The sequence below is a fragment of the Bacteroidales bacterium genome, from assembly GCA_031276035.1.
In the GTDB taxonomy this organism is placed as follows: domain Bacteria; phylum Bacteroidota; class Bacteroidia; order Bacteroidales; family BM520; genus RGIG7150.
In genome coordinates this window covers 1-22,756 of the sequence record JAISNV010000019.1, presented here as the reverse complement: position 1 = coordinate 22,756, position 22,756 = coordinate 1, and the positions used below count along the sequence as shown (strand labels likewise).

Annotated in this window: 21 protein-coding genes, 1 tRNA gene and 1 pseudogene; 5 read left to right on the top strand and 18 right to left on the bottom strand. The window is 33.0% G+C overall.

The window, feature by feature from the left end:
* Positions 1-103: 103 nt before the first annotated feature.
* The 6 genes from blaOXA to LBP67_04140 all read right to left on the bottom strand — a co-directional run bounded on the left by blaOXA (position 104) and on the right by LBP67_04140 (position 5,056).
* On the bottom strand, positions 104-922 hold the full coding sequence (blaOXA, locus tag LBP67_04165) for a class D beta-lactamase (protein ID MDR2084169.1): 819 nt from the start codon (positions 920-922) through the stop codon (positions 104-106).
* Positions 923-1,074: 152 nt separating this feature from the next.
* Positions 1,075-1,887, bottom strand: coding sequence for a hypothetical protein (locus tag LBP67_04160; GenBank protein MDR2084168.1), 813 nt, complete (start codon positions 1,885-1,887; stop codon positions 1,075-1,077).
* Between the two features lie 455 nt (positions 1,888-2,342).
* The gene (locus LBP67_04155; protein ID MDR2084167.1) at positions 2,343-2,711 is read right to left on the bottom strand and encodes an RNA-binding S4 domain-containing protein; all 369 of its coding nucleotides are present in this window, start codon (positions 2,709-2,711) and stop codon (positions 2,343-2,345) included.
* Between the two features lie 9 nt (positions 2,712-2,720).
* Positions 2,721-4,025 carry a ribosome biogenesis GTPase Der gene (der, locus tag LBP67_04150; protein ID MDR2084166.1) on the bottom strand — a complete coding sequence of 435 codons (1,305 nt, stop codon included), beginning with the start codon at positions 4,023-4,025 and terminating at the stop codon, positions 2,721-2,723.
* Between the two features lie 7 nt (positions 4,026-4,032).
* Entirely contained in the window at positions 4,033-4,926 is an 894-nt protein-coding gene (era, locus tag LBP67_04145; GenBank protein MDR2084165.1) for a GTPase Era, read from the bottom strand.
* 58 nt (positions 4,927-4,984) lie between these two features.
* Positions 4,985-5,056, bottom strand: a tRNA-Met gene (locus LBP67_04140).
* A 243-nt stretch (positions 5,057-5,299) separates the two neighbouring features.
* Here LBP67_04140 and LBP67_04135 point away from each other — a divergent pair.
* Positions 5,300-6,028, top strand: coding sequence for a hypothetical protein (locus LBP67_04135; protein ID MDR2084164.1), 729 nt, complete (start codon positions 5,300-5,302; stop codon positions 6,026-6,028).
* Between the two features lie 137 nt (positions 6,029-6,165).
* Here LBP67_04135 and LBP67_04130 read toward each other — a convergent pair whose 3' ends face one another.
* The 10 genes and pseudogenes from LBP67_04130 to LBP67_04085 all read right to left on the bottom strand — a co-directional run bounded on the left by LBP67_04130 (position 6,166) and on the right by LBP67_04085 (position 14,458).
* The gene (locus LBP67_04130) at positions 6,166-6,462 is read right to left on the bottom strand and encodes an N-acetyltransferase (protein MDR2084163.1); all 297 of its coding nucleotides are present in this window, start codon (positions 6,460-6,462) and stop codon (positions 6,166-6,168) included.
* Between the two features lie 17 nt (positions 6,463-6,479).
* Complete coding sequence (locus LBP67_04125; protein MDR2084162.1) at positions 6,480-6,623, bottom strand: CDGSH iron-sulfur domain-containing protein; 144 nt, start codon at positions 6,621-6,623, stop codon at positions 6,480-6,482.
* Positions 6,624-6,698: 75 nt separating this feature from the next.
* Positions 6,699-6,920: pseudogene (locus tag LBP67_04120) on the bottom strand ((4Fe-4S)-binding protein).
* A gap of 70 nt (positions 6,921-6,990) precedes the next feature.
* The gene (smpB, locus tag LBP67_04115) at positions 6,991-7,431 is read right to left on the bottom strand and encodes an SsrA-binding protein SmpB (protein ID MDR2084161.1); all 441 of its coding nucleotides are present in this window, start codon (positions 7,429-7,431) and stop codon (positions 6,991-6,993) included.
* Positions 7,412-9,445: an excinuclease ABC subunit UvrB gene (gene uvrB / locus LBP67_04110; protein ID MDR2084160.1), complete on the bottom strand. Its 2,034-nt coding sequence runs from the start codon at positions 9,443-9,445 to the stop codon at positions 7,412-7,414. Before uvrB ends, smpB begins: the two co-directional genes overlap by 20 nt.
* A complete protein-coding gene (locus LBP67_04105; protein MDR2084159.1) occupies positions 9,442-10,521 on the bottom strand; it encodes an endonuclease/exonuclease/phosphatase family protein in 1,080 nt (359 codons plus the stop codon). The genes uvrB and LBP67_04105 overlap by 4 nt, the downstream gene beginning before the upstream one ends.
* Positions 10,522-10,558: 37 nt before the next feature.
* Positions 10,559-11,461: a rhomboid family intramembrane serine protease gene (locus LBP67_04100; protein ID MDR2084158.1), complete on the bottom strand. Its 903-nt coding sequence runs from the start codon at positions 11,459-11,461 to the stop codon at positions 10,559-10,561.
* A 4-nt stretch (positions 11,462-11,465) separates the two neighbouring features.
* Positions 11,466-12,323, bottom strand: coding sequence for a rhomboid family intramembrane serine protease (locus tag LBP67_04095; GenBank protein ID MDR2084157.1), 858 nt, complete (start codon positions 12,321-12,323; stop codon positions 11,466-11,468).
* A gap of 17 nt (positions 12,324-12,340) precedes the next feature.
* Positions 12,341-14,176 (bottom strand): DNA mismatch repair endonuclease MutL, encoded by a 1,836-nt coding sequence (gene mutL, locus LBP67_04090; protein ID MDR2084156.1) that lies wholly within the window; start codon positions 14,174-14,176, stop codon positions 12,341-12,343.
* A 21-nt stretch (positions 14,177-14,197) separates the two neighbouring features.
* Positions 14,198-14,458, bottom strand: a complete 261-nt coding sequence (locus LBP67_04085; protein MDR2084155.1) for a hypothetical protein — start codon at positions 14,456-14,458, stop codon at positions 14,198-14,200.
* A 299-nt stretch (positions 14,459-14,757) separates the two neighbouring features.
* Here LBP67_04085 and LBP67_04080 point away from each other — a divergent pair, with 299 nt between their 5' ends.
* Genes LBP67_04080 through LBP67_04070 form a run of 3 tightly spaced genes read left to right on the top strand, consistent with a single transcriptional unit; the run spans position 14,758 to position 18,304 of the window.
* A complete protein-coding gene (locus LBP67_04080) occupies positions 14,758-16,788 on the top strand; it encodes a S9 family peptidase (protein ID MDR2084154.1) in 2,031 nt (676 codons plus the stop codon).
* Positions 16,789-16,817: 29 nt separating this feature from the next.
* On the top strand, positions 16,818-17,825 hold the full coding sequence (locus LBP67_04075; GenBank protein ID MDR2084153.1) for a DUF3078 domain-containing protein: 1,008 nt from the start codon (positions 16,818-16,820) through the stop codon (positions 17,823-17,825).
* Between the two features lie 2 nt (positions 17,826-17,827).
* The gene (locus LBP67_04070) at positions 17,828-18,304 is read left to right on the top strand and encodes a DUF456 domain-containing protein (GenBank protein MDR2084152.1); all 477 of its coding nucleotides are present in this window, start codon (positions 17,828-17,830) and stop codon (positions 18,302-18,304) included.
* 33 nt (positions 18,305-18,337) lie between these two features.
* On the opposite strand, the gene LBP67_04065 is transcribed toward LBP67_04070, so the two are convergent.
* Complete coding sequence (locus tag LBP67_04065; GenBank protein ID MDR2084151.1) at positions 18,338-19,285, bottom strand: DMT family transporter; 948 nt, start codon at positions 19,283-19,285, stop codon at positions 18,338-18,340.
* On the bottom strand, positions 19,275-20,972 hold the full coding sequence (locus LBP67_04060; GenBank protein ID MDR2084150.1) for an alpha/beta hydrolase fold domain-containing protein: 1,698 nt from the start codon (positions 20,970-20,972) through the stop codon (positions 19,275-19,277). Before LBP67_04060 ends, LBP67_04065 begins: the two co-directional genes overlap by 11 nt.
* A 329-nt stretch (positions 20,973-21,301) precedes the next feature.
* Between LBP67_04060 and LBP67_04055 the strand changes: the two genes are divergently transcribed.
* A partial coding sequence (locus tag LBP67_04055) for an IgGFc-binding protein (GenBank protein ID MDR2084149.1) occupies positions 21,302-22,756 on the top strand: 1,455 nt, incomplete at its 3' end.

The following is a 22,756-nucleotide window of genomic DNA, read 5'->3' as shown; positions in this document are numbered from 1 at the left end:
GCTGATGAACACAAGTGGACACGAAACTTATAAAATCAAACAAGATTTTCTGCGGACATGCGCCCCGCTTGACGCAAAACCGCTTGCTGGCAGTTCATGCATTTTAATTGCTATTTATAATTTTCAACTCGTTCAAAACTTCTTTTGTCAGCTCAATTCGTACTTGCCCAAATGTTTCTGTGTTTGTATTTTCGGTTGAAGTAACGTTTGTTGCAAAAAAATAGACATTATCATTTGTTTCCACATAACCCACAAACCAAGTTATATCTTCTTTTTGGCGAACAGCCCAACCTGTTTTTCCACTGATTGAATAATTATTGCCTGTTTCATATTGCATAATTTCTTTAACTTGCTTCATGGATTCTTCTCGAACAGGCAATTCCAAGTTGTACAATTTCTGCAAAAAATAGATTTGTTGATATTGTGTAATCGCTGAATTTCCTTCCAACCAAAATTTATCAATGTTTTCAGCGGTTATTTCTAAGTTTCCATAATTGAAAAGTTGAGTATAATATCTCATTTTCTCAACTCCAACACGCTGTGCGATTTCTTGATAAACAGGAACTGCGGACGCTTTGAATGCTTCTTTAAGAGTCATATCTTTTTCCCAACCTGAAAATTTTCGACTTTCTCCATTCCATTCAAAAATCGTTTCGGACGTTGCAATCCCGCTTTCAAGAGCAATCAATGTATTCGGAATTTTAAAAGTCGAAGCTGGACAAAATGTGACATTGCACCTTTCCAAATTGTATCCCGAATAAACATTCTCTTTCTGGTTATAAATAAGAATTGAACCGCTGACTTTGAATTTATCGAATATATTTTTCAATTCAGACAGTTCTTTCGGCTTATTTGCAAAACCATTCAAGGCAATGCTCATTGCCAAAATCATTAATCCTATTTTTATATTTATTTTCTTCATTCTAAAAATTTTGCTCATTCTGCCCGCATGACGACTAACGTTTTGGCAGCTTGCTGTAGTGCGGGTTTCCAGAATGTTCGTGCGGTGTCGCCCGCTGGAAAGTCCGCTAGGACTTTCCAGCGGGCGACACCCACATTACAGCAAACTGCGTGTTAGCGGACGTAATTATTAAGCCCAAAATGATAATATTTTGTACCTTTGCAATCTATCTGAACTAAAGAACAAGGATTTAAAATATTCTTGGATTGCAAACTGAATTTTTCATCATATTCTTTCAATATGCTCGCAATACTATCTCCACTCCAAATAACAGGACATAAGAAAAATATTTGTTTGGTACTTCCATCTAATCCACTAGTTTTATTTGAGTATTTATCTTCTATCCGTTTATCTATAAAAGTTTTAAAATCTTCAAAATTTGAAACCTTTTCATCATCAACATGAATATTAAAAACCTCAACGTAAGACTTTTCATTTGTTTCATTTTTTTTCAATAAAAAATCAGCACTTTTCCCATTAGAAAGATTTTCTTCAATAGATAATAGTGTGTACTCTCCTGATTTTATTAACTTGTTAATGACGAGTATTTCTGCGACTCCATTTAAATACGTTGGATTTGGTTTCGATAGCTCAACTGTATCAAATTCTAAAAATAATCGTTTGCATAAGCCAACGGTTTTTTCTTTCAACTCTATTGGACTTGAATCAAATAAGTATTTAATTTCGGAATCAATAAATTTCAAAAAATCCTTTGAAATACTATCTCCCTCTTCTGCTTTTCCTAACAAAATGGGAAGTGAATTCTCTGTTAGAATCTGTCCTTTATTAGTTATTATATCTTTTGCAATTTCAAGTTTTTCCTCAAACTTATTGGATACTTTATCCCATATAGATTCTTTATTCTTTATAATATCGTACAAAAAAGGACAATATTGAGCTGTTAGATTTTTCAATGCTTGTTTCATGTTTCTATTTGTTTGTTGTTTATGTACGCTAACTCATAAATACATGAACCATCTGTTTCGTCTGTCATTTTATAAAATTTTCTATTTTTCTTATCATTAGATGTTTAGTCATTAACTATATTATTTTTTACGTACTTCGTTTTTTAAGAAAATTTCACAAAGATAAAGAAAATTTGAATATTATACAAAATCTTATGTTTACAGATAGGTTGAAATCATCTTCTATCTTAGGATTTTTGTATTTGTTAATACAGATAAATTTATCTTTCAATCAAGATATTTCTGTATTTTGAATGTTAAATGATCGGATTAAAAATTTGTATTAATTGAATTAATATAACCCGGTAACGAAATGGAAATCATTCGACTGAAAATTGTTATATCAAAAGAGGAAAGAAATAACGAATCGAATAATAATTAATGATATCAACAAATTAATTTTTAACTTTCAATGTTTAATTTTCTTCTTTGAATTTTTCAATCTCGCGTCTCTCCCTTTTTGTTGGGCGGCCTGTACGTGGATCACGCCATTCGGTTTTTTGCATTTTGAGCATTTCAATTTTTTCGTATTCTTCCGGCGGTGTGATATCTTCAATATAAACGGGGAGTAATTTAGCTCCGACACGTGATTTCGGAAAATCCAAAACCTTCAATGTCTTTGTGATAGGAGTTATTTTGATATTTATAATATCATTCAAAGATATTTTTCGAGATGGCTTACAATCAATTCCGTCAATATTTATTTTACCTGCATTACAGGCTTCAGTGGCTAAAGTCCGGGTTTTATAAACACGTACGCACCACAACCATTTGTCTATTCTCATGTCAAGAAATTATTTTTCTCTGAAATATAAAGTTATAGGAACTCCATTGAAATCGAAAAGCTCGCGCATTCTGTTTTCAACATAGCGTTTGTAAGGTTCTTTTACATATTGCGGTAAATTGCAGAAAAATATAAAAATAGGATAATCTTTCTTTAATTGTGTGATATATTTTATTTTTACCGTTTTACCTTTGTGCATCGGCGGCGGGTTGTCTTTTAAAAGGGGTAGTAAAATATCATTGAGTTTGGATGTGCTTATATGTCTTGTTTTGTTTTCATAAACTCTTACGGCCGTTTCTACAACATTGAAAATACGTTGTTTATTTATTACCGATGTGAAAATTATCGGAACATCTGTGAATGGAGCAATCTTTTCCTGAATAAGTTTTTTGTATTCCAAGTGAGTGTTATTGTCTTTTTCGACCAAATCCCATTTGTTTACAACAATTACAATGCCTTTATTATTTCTTTGTGCGAGTGAGAATAAATTAAGATCCTGACTTTCCAGACCTTGCGTAGCATCCAACATCAAAATACAAACATCGCTGTATTCAATTGTTCGTACGGATCTCATTACAGAATAGAACTCAATATCTTCCTCAACTTTAGACTTTTTTCTAACACCAGCCGTGTCAACAAGATAGAAATGAAACCCGAAATTATTGTATTCAGTATAGATGGAATCTCTTGTGGTTCCCGCAACAGAAGTTACAATATTTCTTTCGTTACCGAGAAATGCATTAATAATAGAAGATTTTCCGACATTCGGCCTGCCGATTACTGCAAATCGCGGAAGTTCAATTTCTTTATTGTCGCTTTCCGGGTTGAAGTGTTTTACGATTTCATCTAACATTTCACCAGTCCCGGAACCGCTCATCGCGGAAATCGGAAATATTTCGCCTAAGCCTAATGAATAAAATTCTCCTGCATCGTAAAAACGGGTAGGAGTGTCGGTTTTGTTACAAGCAAGTACAATAGGTTTTTTGCATTTGCGAAGAATGTTGGCAACATCTTCATCCATCGGATTTAAACCTTCGGTTATATCCATCAAAAATAAAATAACATCGGCTTCGTCAATAGCTAAACGTATTTGCTTGGAGATTTCCGATTGAAAAACATCTTCGGAGTTCTCAACATAACCGCCGGTATCAATTACGGAAAAAGATATTCCGTTCCAGTCGGATTTTCCGTAATGCCTGTCGCGGGTAACCCCACTAACCGCATCAACAATCGCTTGTCTTTGACCGACCAATCTGTTGAATAATGTTGATTTCCCAACATTTGGTCGTCCTACTATAGCTAAAATATTCGACATAATAATCCTATTTTTGAGTGTAACCGAAATTTCTGAGCATTATTTCATTATTTCGCCATTCTTTCATGACCTTAACATAAAGTTCAAGATGAACTCTTTTTTGCAAAAAATCTTCGATATCTTTACGTGCCTCTATACCTAATTTTTTTATAGCGGCAGCTTTTTTACCGATGATAATTCCTTTTTGCGAATCGCGAGCAACATATATAATTGCTCTAATCTTGTCAATATTATTTTCTTCCTTGTATTCCTCAACGTAAACTTCGCAAGAATAAGGAATTTCCTGTTTGTAATTCATCAAGATTTTTTCTCTGATAATTTCGCTTACAAAGAATTTTGTGGGTTTGTCTGTCAAGTCGTCTTTAGGAAAAAATGGCGGACTAACAGGAAGTTTATCAACAATTATTTTTATTATCGGTTCTAAATTAAATTTGTGGAGAGCAGATACGGGAATAATAGGGGAGTCGGGAAATATTTCAGCCCAATGCTCAACTATTGTTTCTGTTTTCTTTTCGTCAATCAAATCAATTTTGTTTATGATAACTATAACAGGTTTTTCGGAATTTGTTATTCTCCGGATAACTTTTTCATCGAATTTTGTTTCATCAGTAACATCAATTATCAGAAGAAAAACATCGGCATCAATGAAAGCGCCTTCCACGAAATTCATCATAGATTCCTGCAGTTTATAAGCAGGCCTTTGAATGATTCCCGGAGTATCGGAATAAACAATTTGAAAATCATCAGAGTTAACGATTCCCATAATTCTGTGCCTGGTAGTTTGTGCTTTGGATGTAATGATTGAAAGGTTTTCACCAACCAATCCGTTCATCAAAGTTGATTTACCGGCATTAGGTTTCCCTATAATATTAACAAATCCGGATTTATGTTCGTTTTCCATAATTGTTGATTACTACGCTATTGGCAAAAAAATAGGGGCACTTAAGCCCCTTAGTTTGTAGCGGGGATTGGGATCGAACCAATGACCTTTGGGTTATGAGCCCAACGAGCTACCACTGCTCCACCCCGCATCATTATTTAGAGTGCAAAGATACAACTTTTTTTTAATTCACAAGATTTTTTGAAATATTTTTTGTAATGATAAAGATTTAATATAAATTAAGAGAATTAAGAATACAGAGGTTGAGTCGTATTTCGTGCGAAATAATATTATTAATTATGAAATAAATTTTAATTGAAGAGATTTCAAACTTAGCTTAAAATGGTTACCGCTAAATGAATGCGGAAGTGTAATATTATTATCTTTGCAAATCATGATTGTATTAAAGCACAACAAAAATACCAATAAATGGTTTTCCGGTAAGGTGTTGAGAGTTATAAAAGATTTTAACTTAATTGAAGATAATGAAATTATTGCTGTAGGACTTTCCGGTGGGGTAGATAGTATAACTTTGTTGTTGATTTTGGAATATATTCGTAGATTTTCGCATATCAATTTTAAAATCATTGCTGTACATGTGCAGGTTTATGATAAACATGACACAAAAATTTTGGAGGATTATTGTAAAGATTTGGATGTTGAGTTTATGAATATTTATGTTGATGATCATAATTTGCCTGTTCCGGATAAAGGAATTTGTTATACATGTTCGAAGTTGCGCAAGGGAGCTTTGGTAGAGCATTTGAAAGCCCGTAATATTAATAAAGTGGCGTTCGGCCATCATGCCGATGACTTGCTTGAAACTTTATTGATGAACATGGATTATCATAAACTTTTGGATACTTTAATGCCCTTCACTTTCTTGGACAGAACTGGTTTTTATATACTTCGTCCGATGCTTTGTCTTTCTAAGAAGGAAATTATCAAAATTCACAAATATTTTGAATTGCCTTTAGCAGATTTTAATTGTAAGTATGAAGAAAAGAACAGAAGAGAAGTTTTCAGAGATTTAGTAAATGATATTGATGAAAAACTTCCGGATTTCAGTAATAGAGCAGCGGAGAGTGTTCTGAATTTTTTGAAAAAGGCCAATAAATCGTAATAAATTTATTACTGCGGAGGCAATAAAATTCACTTAGATAATCTTACTATTAATAATTATCAATTGAAGTGCAAAATTAAACGATAAATATAATGCACAAAATTAAACTAAATCTTATGCATTATATTTTTTACTGACTATCTGTTTATTGCTACGTCACTATATTCCGGTGTTCTGTCGAATATAGCTTTTGCATACCTGCAAATAGGAATAATCTTCAAGTTCTCTTTTCTGGCAAAATTAACACATTTTGCTACCATTTGCTTGCCGATACCTTGATTCTGATACCTGTCAATCACATGTGTATGATTGATAGCAATTGTGTTGTTGTTTACCCATGAATAGGTCATTTCACCTATCGCTTCATCTTTTAATTCATTTTCAACAGCGTAAAAAACGCCGTTTTCTCCATTGTCATCGTGTCTAATAATCATAATTTAAAAATTTTATATTAATCATTAAAATTTATTTCTTTATGAGTGCCGTCGCAATACGGCTTGTTTTTAGATACTCCGCAACGACAAAATGCGGTGCATTTTTCTTTTTTCATTTTGCTGCCGTCGATACCTTCTACCATTAAATCGCCATAAACCATTAATGGACCGTCTTTCATTACCTTAACTTTCACAAAATCATCTTTTGCGTTATCAATTTTGTCTGTTTTATCAGTTTTATCCTTGTTTTTGTAAAAAGATAATGCTCCCGACGGGCATTCTTCAACTTGTTTGATAATTCTTTCGGTATTTGCTCCGTTGATATTTATCCATGGTCTTTTCTTAGGATCAAAAACTTCCGGTAAACCTTTCCAACATAAAGTTGCGTGTATACATAAATCAGGTTTCCAAATTACGGTTACCTCGCCGTTTGTGTATTCCTTTACAATTCCGTTCATAATTTTTTATTTTTGAGTATTCTGTTTTTTTGATATTTGAAGTAGGATTTTTTATATTCTTAAAATTATGTTATTCCTCTTTAAGTCTTCTCAATGATCGTTCGGTATCTTTCTCTTTCAAACTTTCACGTTTATCGTATAATTTTTTACCTTTTGCCAATGAAATCAAAAGTTTAGCTAATCCCTTTTCATTTACAAATAATTTGACAGGAATAATTGTGTAACCTTTTTCATTGATTTGGATTTTTAACTTTCTAAGCTCACGAGCGTTAAGTAAAAGTTTACGCTTTCTTTTAGGTTCATGGTTGTAGTGAGTACCGTATTTGTATTCCGCAATATGCATGTTCATTACAAACAATTCGTCACCGATAAAAGAGCAATATGCATCGGTAAGATTTGCTTTTCCTTCGCGGATAGATTTTATCTCGGTGCCGGTGAGTACTATACCAGCGGTAAGTTCTCCTAAAAGATAAAATTGATATCCGGCTTTTTTATTTTTTATTTCTATCATCTTTATCCAATAAATTATGTAGTTTAATTAACTCATCACGCAGGCTTGCAGCTTTAATAAAATCTAATTCTTTTACAGCGGCTTCCATCTTTTTCTTGGTCGTCTTTATCAACTTCTCGATTTCATTTTTATTCATATACTTAATTACCGGGTCGGAAGCAATATTTGTGATCTTTTCATCCAAATGATATTCATCAGTGTGAGCAGATGCAATAACCGTTTGACTAAGAATATTTTCTTTTGATTTTTGAATTTGCGTGGGAGTAATGTTGTTTGCAATATTGTATGCAGTTTGTTTTTCTCTTTTACGATTTGTTTCATCGATAGTTTTTTGCATGGAATCAGTAATTTTATCTGCATAAAAGATAACCTTACTGTTGATATTTCTGGCGGCTCTTCCTGCAGTTTGTGTCAAAGATCTTTCGGAACGAAGAAAACCTTCTTTATCGGCATCAAGAATTGCAACCAGAGAAACTTCCGGTAAGTCCAAACCTTCGCGAAGCAAGTTTACACCAATCAAAACATCAAAGTGTCCGAGACGCAGGCCGCGCATTATTTCCATTCTTTCAAGAGTATCAACATCGGAATGAATGTATTGGCAACGAACACCGCGATTTGCAAGAAACTGAGCCAATTCTTCAGCCATACGTTTAGTTAATGTTGTTACCAAAACTCTCTCATTTCTACTTACCACAAGTTCAATCTCATCAGTTAAATCATCCATCTGGTTAAGGCTCGGGCGTATTTCAATCGGTGGTTCTAATAATCCTGTAGGACGAATAATTTGTTCTACAATTACGCCTCCCGAACGATTTAACTCGTAGTCTGCAGGAGTTGCACTTACGTAAATTGTTTGAGGCGTAAGAGCTTCGTATTCTTCAAATTTCAATGGTCTGTTATCCAATGCAGCCGGTAATCTAAATCCGAACTCAACAAGAACTTCCTTTCTGGATCTGTCTCCGCCGTACATTGCCCGTATTTGAGGAATTGTAACATGACTTTCATCAACAATCATCAAAAAATCTTCGGGAAAATAATCCAAAAGACAGAAAGGACGCGTTCCGGGTGCTCGTCCGTCCATATATCTCGAATAATTTTCAATTCCGGGACAATATCCTAATTCTCTCATCATTTCCAGGTCAAAAGTCACACGGTCTTCCAATCTCTTAGCTTCGAAATGCTTTCCAATCTCTTTAAAATATTCAACCTGTTTAAATAAATCTTGCTGAATAGCTCCTGTAGCGCGTTTCATCGTTTCCGGTGATGTAACGAAAATATTTGCCGGATAAATTATAATGCTGGGTTGTTCACTGATAATTTTGCCGGTTAAGACCTCAACAATAGAAATTGACTCAATTTCATCGCCCCAGAAAACAACTCTCACAGCATCATCGGAGTAGGGCGGATAAACATCAATTGTATCTCCCTTAATACGGAAATTTCCGTGTTTAAAATTTCTTTCGTCGCGGGAATAAAGAGCAATAACCAACTTATTGAGAAATAAAGTCATATCCATTGTCATTCCTGTTGCGAGTTCAATCAAAGTATTGTGGAACTCAACAGGATTTCCGATTCCGTATAAACAGGAAACCGAAGAAACAACAACAATATCGCGTCTCCCTGAAAGTAGAGAAGATGTTGTACTTAAACGTAATTTTTCAATATTCTCGTTAATTTGAAGATCTTTTTCAATATATGTATTTGTAGTCGGAATAAAAGCTTCCGGTTGATAATAATCGTAATATGAAACAAAATATTCTACTGCATTTTCGGGAAAGAACTGCATAAACTCACCGTATAATTGTGCTGCCAAAGTTTTATTATGACTAAGCACAAGTGTTGGTTTTCCCGTGTTTGCAATAACATTTGCCATTGTAAAAGTTTTTCCAGATCCGGTAACACCAAGCAATACCTGAGCCGGATCACCGCGTTCAACACTTTCGGTAAGTTCTTTTATTGCTTCCGGTTGATCGCCGGTTGGCTTAAAATCCGATCTTAGTATAAATTCATTCATAATTTGATCTCCCCGATTATTATATTATGGTCGGATAAATCCGATTGCCTGTTGATATAAAAATTAAGCGGATTCATATCCTTGCTCGTAAACATATAATCGATTCTTAACAAAGGTAATTCTTTAAAAGTAAATCCGAAACCATTTCCATGTTTAATAAAAATGTCCGTCATTACTTGATTTATTTGTCGGTATGTGTAAGAATTCGGCGTGTCATTGAAATCGCCGCATAAAATAGTCTTCTTAGGATCTTTTCCAATATTATAAAGTATTTTTTCAACTTGCCTTTCTCTTTTTTGTGCGGCATAAACAACTTTGCCGTAAACTTTTTTAGATAATATTTTCGCCTCTTCAGTATTATTCGGTATCGAATTTATCTCATCCAAATTTAAATAAATAGATTGAAGATGAACATTAATGATTTTTATCGTATCGTTTCCAATAAGAATATCGCTCGCAACAGCATAACTTTTTCCTTCGGCTCTGATACTTTCTATGTTTATTATCGGATATTTCGACAAAGTTATGATCGCAAACTTAGGTTTGTTCGGATAGTAATGTGTGTAAGCAACATGTTTTGTGTTTGTTATCTTTTTTAATTTATCCAAATCTCTTTGAATATTATACATATTATATTCTTGCAAATTAATAATATCGGCATTCGATTCTTCAAGATATTTGTAAAAGTCGTCAACGGGAGTTTGTGCATTGGAATTTTTTCCTGTTGTTAGATTTTTAACGTTAAATGATATGATTTTTAACGATTTATTGTCGATTTTTTTATTATTTCCCGGCGACCATATTTTCTGGCAAGACGGAATAGAAAGGCAGAGAAAAAGAATAGGAATAAAAGAAAACTTACTTCTTTTTAATATAAAATAAATAAGAAAAAATATTTGTAATATAAATAAATACGGAAATATTATTCCCAGAAAAACAGTAAGAGGATGTTGTGAAGGTTTAAAGTATCCGGCAAAAATTGAAAATACCAAAAGTATAGATACAATAATGTTGCACAGTATCATTATAATACCGACAACACCAAACCGGTTACTCTTATTTTTCTTGTCTTTCACTATTTTTTCTTTTCACTTTTTACTTGCTTACTCGCAATTACTTCTTACTTTTGGAAAATAACAAATCTTTTTCTTCTTTTGTTAGGCTACCGTATCCCGATTTGCTAACTTTTGCTAAAATGTTATCTATATTTTGTTGATTTTCTTCCGATTTTTTCTTTTCTTCTCTGACTTGATTTTTATAGTTCCGATCTTTCTTTAAATTTTTAAAACGATTTGATAATCTTTGAAAAAAGCTGCTTAGATGTCTGTTATGATTCCTTCTCAGATAAAATCCGTAACAAAATCCATAAAGCATGCCGCCGAGATGAGAAAAATGTCCGCCGGCATTTCCGGCAGAAATACTTAAAACATCAATCAGAATTAAGATTAAAGCCAAATATTTTAATTTGACTCTTCCCAAGAGCCATAAATTAATTTCGAGATTCGGAATGTAAGTAGCTATTGTAACTAATATTGCCAAAACCGCTGCCGAAGCACCAATCAGGTGAAAATTGGTATTTTGTTCGATGAAAACAGGGAAAATATTCATCGCACCTATAAAAAATGCGGCACCAATAATTCCTCCGAAAAAATATGTCCAAAGTAATTGATTTTTACGGAAGTACGTCATAAATAACTTTCCGGCGTAAAATAAAGTGAACATATTGAAAAAAATATGAAAGAAATTACTGTGAACAAACATGTAAGTAATTATTGTCCACGGTTTATGCAACAATGAATTTAAATCCGACGGCAAGGCCAGCCATTGCATACTGTTGTTGGAAATGTTTGCTGCCGCGAGCGGTGACGATTTATTAAACAGAAAACAAAAAACATCTATCAAGGCAATAATCAACCAAATAATAATATTAATCAATATTAATGTTGATAATGCCGACTTAGATTTAAAAAAGTCTTTAACTCCGTAATTTCTTCTATTATAATTGTTTTTATACATAAAATTATATTCGCAAAACGCCTTTTTTCCTCCAATATATAATTAAGAAAACACCGAAAATCATACCTCCGAGGTGTGCAAAATGTGCAATATTACCGGTAGAAGTTATACCTGATACCAACTCAATTACACCGAAAATAATTACAAACCATTTTGCTTTTATAGGTATAAAGAAATATAAATATATCAACGAGTTGGGGAAAAGCATTCCGAAAGCTAAAAGTAATCCGTAAATTGCACCTGACGCGCCGACAACATTAGGTATATTCTTGAAATATTCCTTGTATTCGGTTAAGAAATTTATACATGTTTGAATTGCCGCAGAATCATGATTGTTATATTGTAAAGTATTCAGGCTTGCGTTAAAACTTGCCAATCCGTTGCGTATTTCAATATCTGAATATTGTGAAATATTGAATTTGTGATTTTTAACAAAAGCGAAAATATTTTCGGCAGTAGGATTATCAATTATATAATTGATTGAATGTACGATCGGATTGATTTCGAAAAAAGCTACTGCATAATGAGTCAGCGCCGCACCAAAACCGCAAACTAAATAATAGATGATAAATCGTTTTTCACCGAAGGCGTTTTCAATAACGCTGCCGAACATCCATAATGCAAACATATTGAAGAACAAATGACTGAATGAACCATGTGCAAACATGTAAGTGAAAAACTGATAAAAACGAAAATCGCTGGCACCCGGATACCTCAACCCGATATAATCATTGAGGTCTATATGGAAAGCCATATTACAGACAATCGTTGCTAAATAAACCAGTACGTTAATAATTAATAAGTTTTTAACTACCGGCGGTAAAATTGAGAATCTTTGCGGAGAATATTGACGTTCACTCATTCTTTAAGATAATTAGTTTATAATATGTTTTCTACTGCGTCCATGTCGATTATTGCATAAGTCGGATTACCTTTCAGATCGACATCACTTATTTTACATTTGAATAATTTTTCTGCAATATTACGCATTTCAAGATTGTGTAATATTGTGTTTTCCCTGATCCTGGTTCTGGTTGTCATTGATTTTGCAATGGCAGTATGCCTGTCGTTCACAATTTTTCCGGTTTCCATTTTCAGATTCATCAAGACATTTTCAAAAAAGTCTTTTATCTCGTCGGTACTTATGTTTTCGGGATGAGAATTGATAACATAATTAGTTTTACCGAGTTTTTCGTACATAAATCCGATGCTTGCAAATAAATCTTTTGTTTCATCAAGAATTAATGCTTCATCGAAATTTACAGTTATTGTTTCGGGGAACATATCAATCTGTGTTGCAGGAGTATTTTTCTTGAGTTTATCCAAATATTCCTCAAATAAAATTCTTTCATGAGCTCTTTGTTGATCAATAATTATGATTCCTTTATTGATAGTGCCTATGATATATTTATTTTTAAACTGAATAAAAGTTTCACCGAAAATAAATTCATTTTTTTTCTCGAACAGAACCCCGGATTCAATATTACTTTTATTGTCAGATTCTCTTTCATCATTATTGCCGAAAGTATTTTTATATTGATTATTCAGTTCCGAATAAAATTCTTGCCAATTTGAATTGTTTTCGCTATTCTTTTTGACATTTGCAAATCCGTCGAAAGGATCATAATTCGGATTTAATTTAATATTTGGCGGCACTACAGGTCTGTTGTCGGTAATAGGAGCAAATTCCGGAGTACTGCCAAAATCAATAGAAGGTACTTGAATGCTGAAAGACCCGAAAGCTCTTTTCATTCCTGATTTCAAAATGGAATACAAAGTACTCGCATCCTGAAAGTTGATTTCTGTTTTTGTCGGATGAATATTAACGTCAATCAATTCCGGTTCAATGTCAATTTTAATAAAAAACATCGGAAACATATCTGCGGGAATAATCTCCTGATAAGAAGATTCTATAGCGTGTTTCAGGTATTGATGTTTTATAAAACGATTATTTACAAATAAATATTGGTCGCCGCGCGATTTTTTAGCATGTTCAGGTTTGCAAATAAATCCTGAAATCTTAATATTTTCAATGTCTATTTCTAAAGGAATTAATTTTTCCTTGTATGATTTATTTATAAGGTTTACAATACGTTGCTTGAAATTTTCAGGAATTAAATCATATAATAAATTGTCGTTATTATAAACTGCAAAATGAATGTGCGGATTAATAAGAGCAACTTTGTAAAATTCTTCAATGATTAATTTAAGCTCCTGAGTATTAGATTTCAAAAAGTTTCTTCTAACCGGAATATTAAAGAAAAGATTTTTCACAGAGATAGAAGTGCCTGTATCACAGGTGCATTCCTCTTGAGAAACCAATTTACTTCCTTCAATAATTATTTTAGTGCCGAGTTCATTGTCTGCTTTTTTGGTTTTCATTTCAACCTGTGCAACGGCAGCGATAGAAGCTAATGCTTCCCCGCGAAATCCTAAAGTGTTTAATTTGAAGAGGTCGTCTGCGGAATGTATCTTTGAAGTTGCATGCCTTTCGAAACTCAATCGGGCATCGGTTTCGGACATGCCTATACCGTTGTCGATTACTTGTATCAACAATCTACCTGCATCTTTAATAATAAGAGTTATTTTAGAAGCTTTTGCGTCAACCGCGTTTTCCAATAGTTCTTTTACCACAGAAGCCGGGCGTTGTACAACCTCACCGGCGGCAATTTGATTAGCAACATTTTCAGGTAAAAGCCTAATAAGATCAGACATACTATATTCAATTAAAGTTCCTTAGATCATCAAAATAAATGCCAAAAGAAGCGCTGCCAAAATGACATAAATAATTAGTCTTTTTTGTGTCTTGCTCTTTTTTTCTTCTATACGTTGAGTTTTCCATTCACTACGCATCATTTCGCGACGATATTCGTTATATTCCTCATTTTTTCCTTCTGCTTTCTTTTCCTTCATCTTCTCATGTTCCTTTTTAGGATCATAATGTCGGGTCTGAATATTAAATTGTCGCGGTTTTCCCGGATTTAAAAAATTTGCCATAACACTCGAGTTTTTGTACTTGCAAAGTTAATATAAAAAACTTATAAAATAAATAAAACATATTAAAATGGATAAAACCGATTTATCAGCGTCTTATTAGTATTGTTTACAAAAACAAATCTCCGGTATTATTGCAATTATAAAAAATCGTTAAAAGGAATAAATCATTTCCAATTCTTCCTGAGTTTTAAATTATATTTGCATTTTAATTTTGATTTCAGACTTAACTTGTAGATGCAATGCATCATATCAATTTATATTATAATATCAAATCAAATAACAAACTTAATATTAATTATATGAAAAAATTCTTATTAATCTCATTAGTATTATTGTCGTTTTGTTCTTTTGCACAAAAAAGAGCAATGACTCCTGAAGATTTATGGCGTTTCGGCAGATTAAACGATGTACAGTTATCGCCCGACCAATCTAAAATTATCTACGGAATTACTAACTATGATCTTCAAAAAAACACCGGTAATAGAGATATTTACCTGCTAAATCTGAAAGATGATGTTTCACACAAACTTATAGATTTTACAGGATCAATTTATAATGCTGTATTTCATCCTACAAATAATCTTATATATTTTCTTGCCTTAAGTGATAATAACGGAATGCAAATATTTTCTGCCGATTATCAAGGTGCAAATGTTACTCAAGTCAGTAATATTAAGGATGGAATAAACTCTTTCAAATTTTCTACCGACGGAAAACAAATTGTATATGCGCAAGATGTGAAATTAGATAAAACTCCGGCTGAGGAAAATCCTGATTTACCTTTGATTAATGCACGTATTTTTGATGATTTGATGTATAGGCATTGGGATTCATGGCATGATTACGCTTATAGTCATTTATTTGTTACAATTCTATCTGCTGACGGAAATATCAGCGCCGGTACTGATATTCTAAAAAATATGAAATTTGATTCGCCTATGAATCCTTTTGGCGGAATGGAGCAGGTTGCGTGGTCTGACGATGGTAAACTCCTTGCTTATACTTGCAAAAAGTTAACAGGAAAAGAATATTCAATTAGTACAAATTCGGATATTTATCTTTATGATGTTCACAATAAGACAACTAAGAATATTACTGAATTTAATGAAGGTTACGACTTTGATCCCGTATTTTCCCCAGATAATAATTATATTGTCTGGAGAAGTATGGAAACTCCGGGTTTTGAAGCCGATAAGGAACGCATAATGCTTATCAATCTTAAAACAAATGAAGTAAAAGACCTTTCCGAAGGTTTTGATCAGAGCAGTCATGATTTTAAGTGGAGTAAAAACGGCGATAAAATATATTTTATCAGCGGCCGTCATGCGGCATATAATATTTATGAATTAAATTTAAAGGGAAATAAAATATCTCAAATCACAAATGGCTCACATAATTATGTAGAATATATTCCTGCCGGTAAATTTATTATCGGTGTAAAACAAACAATGTCATATCCCAATGAAATATTTAAAATTGATATCAAAACGGGAAAAGAAATGCAGATTACTCATGTTAATGATAACTTATTATCGACTTTGGAAATGGGAAAGGTTGAAGAAAGATGGATTAAAACCGTTGACGATAAGGATATGCTTGTTTGGGTAATTTATCCTCCATTTTTTGATGAAAATGATAAATATCCGGCAATTTTATTTTGCCAGGGCGGTCCGCAATCGGATGTTACTAATGGCTGGTCGTATCGTTGGAATTTTCAAATGATGGCTGCTAACGGTTATATTGTAATGGCGCCGAATAGGAGGGGATTACCGACTTTCGGACAGGAATGGAATGATCAGATTTCGGGTGATTACGGCGGATTGAATCAGCAAGATTATCTGCAAACTGTTGATATTTTATCAAAAGAACCATTTATTGATGAAGATAGACTCGGAGCCGTGGGTGCGAGTTACGGCGGTTATTCTGTTTACTGGTTGGCCGGAAACCATGATAAACGCTTCAAGACTTTCATATCTCATTGTGGAATTTTCAATTTTTACAGCATGTACGGTTCAACTGAAGAAAACTTTTTCACTAATTACGATTATGAAGGAGCTTATTGGTTAAATCCGCAACCAAAAAGTTATGCGGAATTTTCTCCGCATCTTTTTGCAAACAAATGGGATACTCCGATTTTAATTATTGTTGGAGAACATGATTATAGAATTCCTTACACACAAAGTTTGGAAGCCTTCAATTGTGCGAGACTGCAGGATATTCCGGCTCGTCTATTATTTTTTAATGATGAAACACATTTTGTTCTGAAACCGCAAAATGCTGTTTTATGGCAGCGGGAATTTAAAAATTGGCTTGATAAATATTTAAAATAATATTAATTCTAATACAGCGTTAAAATAAAATGTTTAGTCGGAAATTGATATTGGTATTATGCATGTTGATATGTAGTAATGTTGTATTCGCCCGGTATAGCACGGATACATTACTCTTAGTTACGCAAGATAGTATTCCGACTGCAGATAGTATCAAAAAAGTTTCATATTGGAAACATTCCTTTATCACGAGCTTAACTTTCAATCAATATTCATATACAAATTGGTCGGCTGGCGGTAATAATTCCATCGCCGGAACTGTTTTATTCGACGGCAAAGTGAGCTATGAACGTGAAACAATTACTTATATCAACTCTCTTTCATTGGGTTACGGTAAAATGTTGCTCGCCGAAGTTGATGCGCCAATAAGAAAAACTGATGATAAACTCAATTATTATTCTCAATTGAATTACCGACTAAATAAAGTATTATCTTACTCTTTACTTGTTGATTTGAAATCGCAATTTGATTACGGTTATACTTATCCCAATGATTCCGTTTATATTTCGGCTTTTTTTGCTCCTGCTTATTTGACGATTTCTTGGGGCGTGGAAATTATTCCGGTTAAGCCGCTTTCAATATTTGCATCTGCGCTTTCAGGTAAATTTACTTTTGTGTTGAATGAAGAACTGGCAAATAAAGGTTCATTCGGAGTAACGCCTGCCGTATATGATGAGTTTGGAGTTATGATAAATCCCGGTAAAAAATTCAGGTCGGAGATCGGGTTTAATTTTGTGATTAAATATAATCAAACTGTTGCAAAAAGAATTGATATTTCATCCAAACTTGAGTTACATAATAATTATTTGGATGAAAAAGAAGCTAATAGATGGAATTTTGATATTGATTGGGAAGGAAAATTCGTATTTTCAATAACTAAACATTTTAGTACTAATTTATTTTGGCGATTGGTTTACGATGATGATATAAAATTTCCTGTATATGAGGAGATTAACGGTGTGCAGGTTGTTGTAAAAAATGTTCCAAAAGTACAATTTCATGAAAGTTTCGGTTTAGGAATAAAATTTAAATTTTGATAATTATGGATATATTTTTGTATATATTGGGGGCTATTTTTATTATTGTCGGACTTTTGGGATGCGTTTTGCCTGTACTTCCTGGACCGCCTATTTCTTTTATCGGATTGTTAATGTTGCAGTTGAGCAGTAGGCACCCTTTTACTTCTGAATATATGTGGTTGTTGGCCGGAATAGTGGTAATTGTTACTGTTATTGATAATGTAGTTCCGGTTTGGAGTACGAAAAAACTCGGAGGTAGTAAATGGGGCACTTGGGGCTCGGCAATAGGATTGATTATAGGATTCTTTTTTGCTCCATGGGGAATTATTGTTGGCCCGTTTCTTGGAGCAGTGGTAGGAGAATTAATAAGCGGAAAAGATTCGGCAATAGCTTTTAAATCCGGATTTGCTTCACTATTAGGATTTGTCTTCGGTACCGGTTTGAAAATTGCTACATCAGGTTGGATTACCTATGAATTTTTTTCGAACTTGTTTTAATGAATTTGTAAATCTTAAGTTACAAATATAAATTTATTCTTTCTTGGATAATCTGACTATTGAGAATATCATTATTGCAGCAGCAATCCATTGAACGGCAGTCATCGTATTATTATTGATGAAATAATCCAAAAGAGCCGCAGTAATTGGGAAAAATAATTCTAAAATACTTGATACAGAAGCTTTGATTTTCTTTAAACCGTAATAATAAAGAAATATTGCGCCCGAACCGGTTGTAAAACCAATCAATAAAAATATCGCCCAAGTTTTCATCGGAACTATCTGAAATTGAAGGAGAGATCCGGAGATTAAACATATAATTAAGGCTATAATCGTAGTAAATCCGTATCTGAAAAACGTGATGGTAGGCGATGTGTACTTATTAAGCAATATTTTTGAGAAAACTGTTGATGAGCCAAAGCAAAACGCTGCGCCAAGGGCATATAGCGATGCTTGAATAATATTATCGTCGGCCGATGCAGGTAAATTGAACCCGAATGTCATAATATATCCTGAAACTAAAGCTAATGCAGCCCAAAGGAAATATTGCTTTGATAATTTTTCTTTAAGTATAATTACGGAAAGAATTATTGCGAATATCGGTTGTAGTTTTTGTAATAATGCAACAATAGTAAGATTTTGAAAATTTACCAAAAACAAAGCTTTCACAATACACATTGTTCCCAGTGCGCCGCCCAGAAGTGCAACTAAGGTCATGTATATATAATCCTTTAAATTAAATTGCTTAAGAGTGCTATATTGTTTATAAAACACAAAATTCATTATAATAAAAGGAATTAGGTGTAATATAAAAACAACGAAGCTCGTATTCAGAGGATGACCGGTGTTATCGAGTAATCTTGGCGTTAATAATACGCCGTCAACGCCCCACATTATTGCAGCGATAGCAACAGCGATACTTCCTGATATTGATATTGCAGTTTTTTTACTGATATTTTTGTTTTCTATATTAGTTGACATAAAGTTTTAAAGTTTTACACGCCCCGATTTTATTTGTAATATGAAATTCGTAGAATCTATCATTTACATTTGAGAACCAGGTAGTATTATAATTATTTTTTTTATCTTGAGTTATACAGCCACCGACAACATTTATATAATAACTGTGAATGCTTTCATGTGTCGGATTGATCTTGATGATATTATCTTCGAAATTAACATTAAGATCATCAATAGTTATTTCATTAAGATCTTTATTGTTTAAGTTATAAAGAAAAGAAGTCATTTCATCTTTAATCATATAATAATTGTCATTGAGTTGATTTTTCTCATCATATATGGGGCCATGTCCTCCTCCCTGAATCGGAATTAATTTTTCGGAAGAATATTTATTTTCCTTTGCTCTGCGATGAATTACTTTAGAGCCGCAAAGTTTATTAGTAAGCCATTCTGCAATTTTTCCAGCATCTAAAAATGGATTTGCGTGCTCGTAAGGAACCACCATATCGGCATCGCCGTGAACAGATAGAATTGCAATATCTTTATTTGGTGATATCATAGCAGAGTCATGTACGGCGCCCCACATATTAATAACAGCTTTAACCTTGAAAGACTCTTTATGTTTATTGCCGCTGTCATCCAATCCACCCAATGGAGACCTTAAAAATCCGCCTTTTACACTTTCTGGAATAAATTCTTCTTCCATGAAGGCCATATTTAAACCTGTAATTGCGCCTGCACTTGTGCCGGCCACATAAATTCTTGCAGTATCAATGTTGTATTTATTTGCATTTTTAACAAGATATCTCATTGCAGCTCTTGCATCTTGTAGAGCTTGATAACCGATTCTGTCTATGTTGGCTTGAGAAGGAATATATCCTAAACGATAATCTATTGAAGCAACCGTATAACCGCATTTTGCCAGATATGGGCACATATCTTGCATAAAGGAATTCTTTTTGTCACCAATAAAAAATCCGCCTCCATGAATCATCATAATCAAAGGCCTCTTTTCTACAAAGTCATTTTCAGGATAATATATATCCATGTAAAGATCAAGTTTTTTTTGAGATTTTACCAAATGTTTAGCCTGACTTTTAACAATATCAATATAATTATCATTGTCTCCTTCGGTAGAATAATTTGTCCAATATCCTACAGCAGTGCCATATTTAATATCATCTATTAACTTGTAACTATCAAACACTTCATTTTTGTACCTGTTTTTTACGAAATTATTATTAGATATATTTTTGGTAAAAGTATGATTATATTCTTTTTTAGATTTAAAAAATAACTTCTTTTTAGTTTCGGTATAATTAACAGTAATTTTATCATTGTTTTGTAAATCAATATAATTGATTTTAAATTTACATTCCTCATGAAACAGGTTTCCATTATCATCACTGAATATAGGAATTAAAGAGGTTTTATCAGATTTATCATTAATAAAAAAGTAAGCGTAAACATTACTGTTTTTATTTGCCGGAATAATATATATAGGACAATCTTTATTAATAGGTTTATAAAAATTATCACTATAGAAGAAGTCCGAATACATTAATCCGTTATCAGTTTTATTTCCTGTTTCAACAATTATATGGTTTTTACCAGAAACATTATCAGTGTTTGAGTTAACAGGTGTGTTTGAATCACAAGATACGAATATGATTATAAAAAAAACAATATAGAAAAATAGATGTTTCATGAAACATGATTTTGCCTGCAAAAATAATATTTTTATGCTTAAATATTTTATAAATAACGTTGTTTTATTTTTAATAATTATTTTTTGTCGTATCAATTTTGTTAATATATTGAAATGGGGAAAAGAAATTTTTATTAAATTAAAAGATTGTTTTGTTTTTTTATAAAAATTTTATACATTTGTAAGTATTTTTTTTCTAAAAAATGATGTAATGTTTACATTGTTATTCATATATTTAATTTAAAGTCAAATGATAGTTGTTTAATGTTTTATTAGACTTTATTTTGTTTTTATTTTTATTATTTTCAATTGGTTCTACAAAGATGTTTATGAAAAAAATATTAATCTTAATTATTTTTTCTTTAATTGTAATAAAAGTATTTCCTCAAAGTGCGGCTCCATCAACAGAGGGTAAAGAGTTTTGGGTAACTTTTATGAAGAATGCGAAAAAAGGATGTTATCCTAATGCCGGGGGCGATCCAAATATGGAGAAATTACGCTTAACAATTATTGCTCGAAATGCTACAACGGGTACTATTGTTAATCCTAACACAGGTTACACACAAAATTTTGTTGTCGGTGCTATGCAAGTAACAGAAGTTACCATTCCATATAACGAAGCATATACTGATGTTTATGGTAGTGTTGTAAGCACCGGTTTAGTTATCACATCACTTGATAATATTAGTATATATGCTTCAAATCAAGCAAATACTTCTTTTGATGCAACAATTGTACTCCCAGTTAGATGTTTGGGGAAAGAATATTCTATAACAACCGCAGGTACGAGATATTATCTTGATAATTGCGGAGGGGTTTTTGCTGCACAATTTGCAATCCTTGCTACGACCAATAATACCCGGGTCCGTATTACGCCGAAGTTAGCTACCAATGACGGCAAGCCAAAAAATGTTCCTTTTGAGATAACCCTAAACCGGGGACAGGTATATATGGTTGGTGCGGAGCATCCGGCGGGATCAAGCCAGTTAGCGGAATATAAAGTCGGCTTAACCGGCTCCTGGGTTGAGGTTGTTCAAGGCGGACAGATTGCGGTTTTTCAGGGTAATTCTCAGACTTATGAATTGTCTCAATCTCCGGATCCTCAATATCAAATGAAATCTTCACATACATATGATCAAACATTTCCAATAAAATATTGTGGTAAACAGTTAGCTTCTGTTATGATTGATTCTAATCCCACTTCTCCAATATTTCTCACAATTACAGGTTTGTACGATAATACTTCAATTGTGCATACAAGCGGAAATCCTTTTGATAATCTGAATAAGGGTGAATCTAATGGAAATTTTTATGATATTGATGCTATTGCATTAAATGCAGATAAACCTTGTACAATACATTCCACATATAATATTAATCCATCTATTACTATGATTGCTTCCAGAGAACAAGCCTGTAAAGATTTTATTATTACTACACCGGAGCATGGGAATGCGACAGGCGCCTTTATTGATATTATTGCTCTTACCGCTCATGCAAATAGTGTACAAGTTAATAATGCGAATATTTATATGAATCCTATCCCTGAAACACCTGAATATTCTTATGGATATACAGACATTTTGACTAATCAGGTGTATACCGTTACCAGCCAAAGCGGCGTTATTGCAAGTGTCGTATCAACTAATATGTCTTATGGTTTTATGTGTTCAATTGGAGGCAGTATGTTAACACAGTTTATGTACATAGATGACATTTTGAGCAACGAGATAGCGAGCAATCAAAAATATTGTGTAGATGTACCTATAGATTTCCGTTCAGAG

Excerpts from the sequence above, each read along its gene's own strand:
- blaOXA (MDR2084169.1), bottom strand. The coding sequence starts at position 922 with ATGAAGAAAATAAATATAAAAATAGGATTAATGATTTTGGCAATGAGC.
- LBP67_04160 (MDR2084168.1), bottom strand. The coding sequence starts at position 1,887 with ATGAAACAAGCATTGAAAAATCTAACAGCTCAATATTGTCCTTTTTTG.
- LBP67_04155 (MDR2084167.1), bottom strand. The coding sequence starts at position 2,711 with ATGAGAATAGACAAATGGTTGTGGTGCGTACGTGTTTATAAAACCCGG.
- der (MDR2084166.1), bottom strand. The coding sequence starts at position 4,025 with ATGTCGAATATTTTAGCTATAGTAGGACGACCAAATGTTGGGAAATCA.
- era (MDR2084165.1), bottom strand. The coding sequence starts at position 4,926 with ATGGAAAACGAACATAAATCCGGATTTGTTAATATTATAGGGAAACCT.
- LBP67_04135 (MDR2084164.1), top strand. The coding sequence starts at position 5,300 with ATGATTGTATTAAAGCACAACAAAAATACCAATAAATGGTTTTCCGGT.
- LBP67_04130 (MDR2084163.1), bottom strand. The coding sequence starts at position 6,462 with ATGATTATTAGACACGATGACAATGGAGAAAACGGCGTTTTTTACGCT.
- LBP67_04125 (MDR2084162.1), bottom strand. The coding sequence starts at position 6,623 with ATGGTTTATGGCGATTTAATGGTAGAAGGTATCGACGGCAGCAAAATG.
- smpB (MDR2084161.1), bottom strand. The coding sequence starts at position 7,431 with ATGATAGAAATAAAAAATAAAAAAGCCGGATATCAATTTTATCTTTTA.
- uvrB (MDR2084160.1), bottom strand. The coding sequence starts at position 9,445 with ATGAATGAATTTATACTAAGATCGGATTTTAAGCCAACCGGCGATCAA.
- LBP67_04100 (MDR2084158.1), bottom strand. The coding sequence starts at position 11,461 with ATGTATAAAAACAATTATAATAGAAGAAATTACGGAGTTAAAGACTTT.
- LBP67_04095 (MDR2084157.1), bottom strand. The coding sequence starts at position 12,323 with ATGAGTGAACGTCAATATTCTCCGCAAAGATTCTCAATTTTACCGCCG.
- mutL (MDR2084156.1), bottom strand. The coding sequence starts at position 14,176 with ATGTCTGATCTTATTAGGCTTTTACCTGAAAATGTTGCTAATCAAATT.
- LBP67_04085 (MDR2084155.1), bottom strand. The coding sequence starts at position 14,458 with ATGGCAAATTTTTTAAATCCGGGAAAACCGCGACAATTTAATATTCAG.
- LBP67_04080 (MDR2084154.1), top strand. The coding sequence starts at position 14,758 with ATGAAAAAATTCTTATTAATCTCATTAGTATTATTGTCGTTTTGTTCT.
- LBP67_04075 (MDR2084153.1), top strand. The coding sequence starts at position 16,818 with ATGTTTAGTCGGAAATTGATATTGGTATTATGCATGTTGATATGTAGT.
- LBP67_04065 (MDR2084151.1), bottom strand. The coding sequence starts at position 19,285 with ATGTCAACTAATATAGAAAACAAAAATATCAGTAAAAAAACTGCAATA.
- LBP67_04060 (MDR2084150.1), bottom strand. The coding sequence starts at position 20,972 with ATGAAACATCTATTTTTCTATATTGTTTTTTTTATAATCATATTCGTA.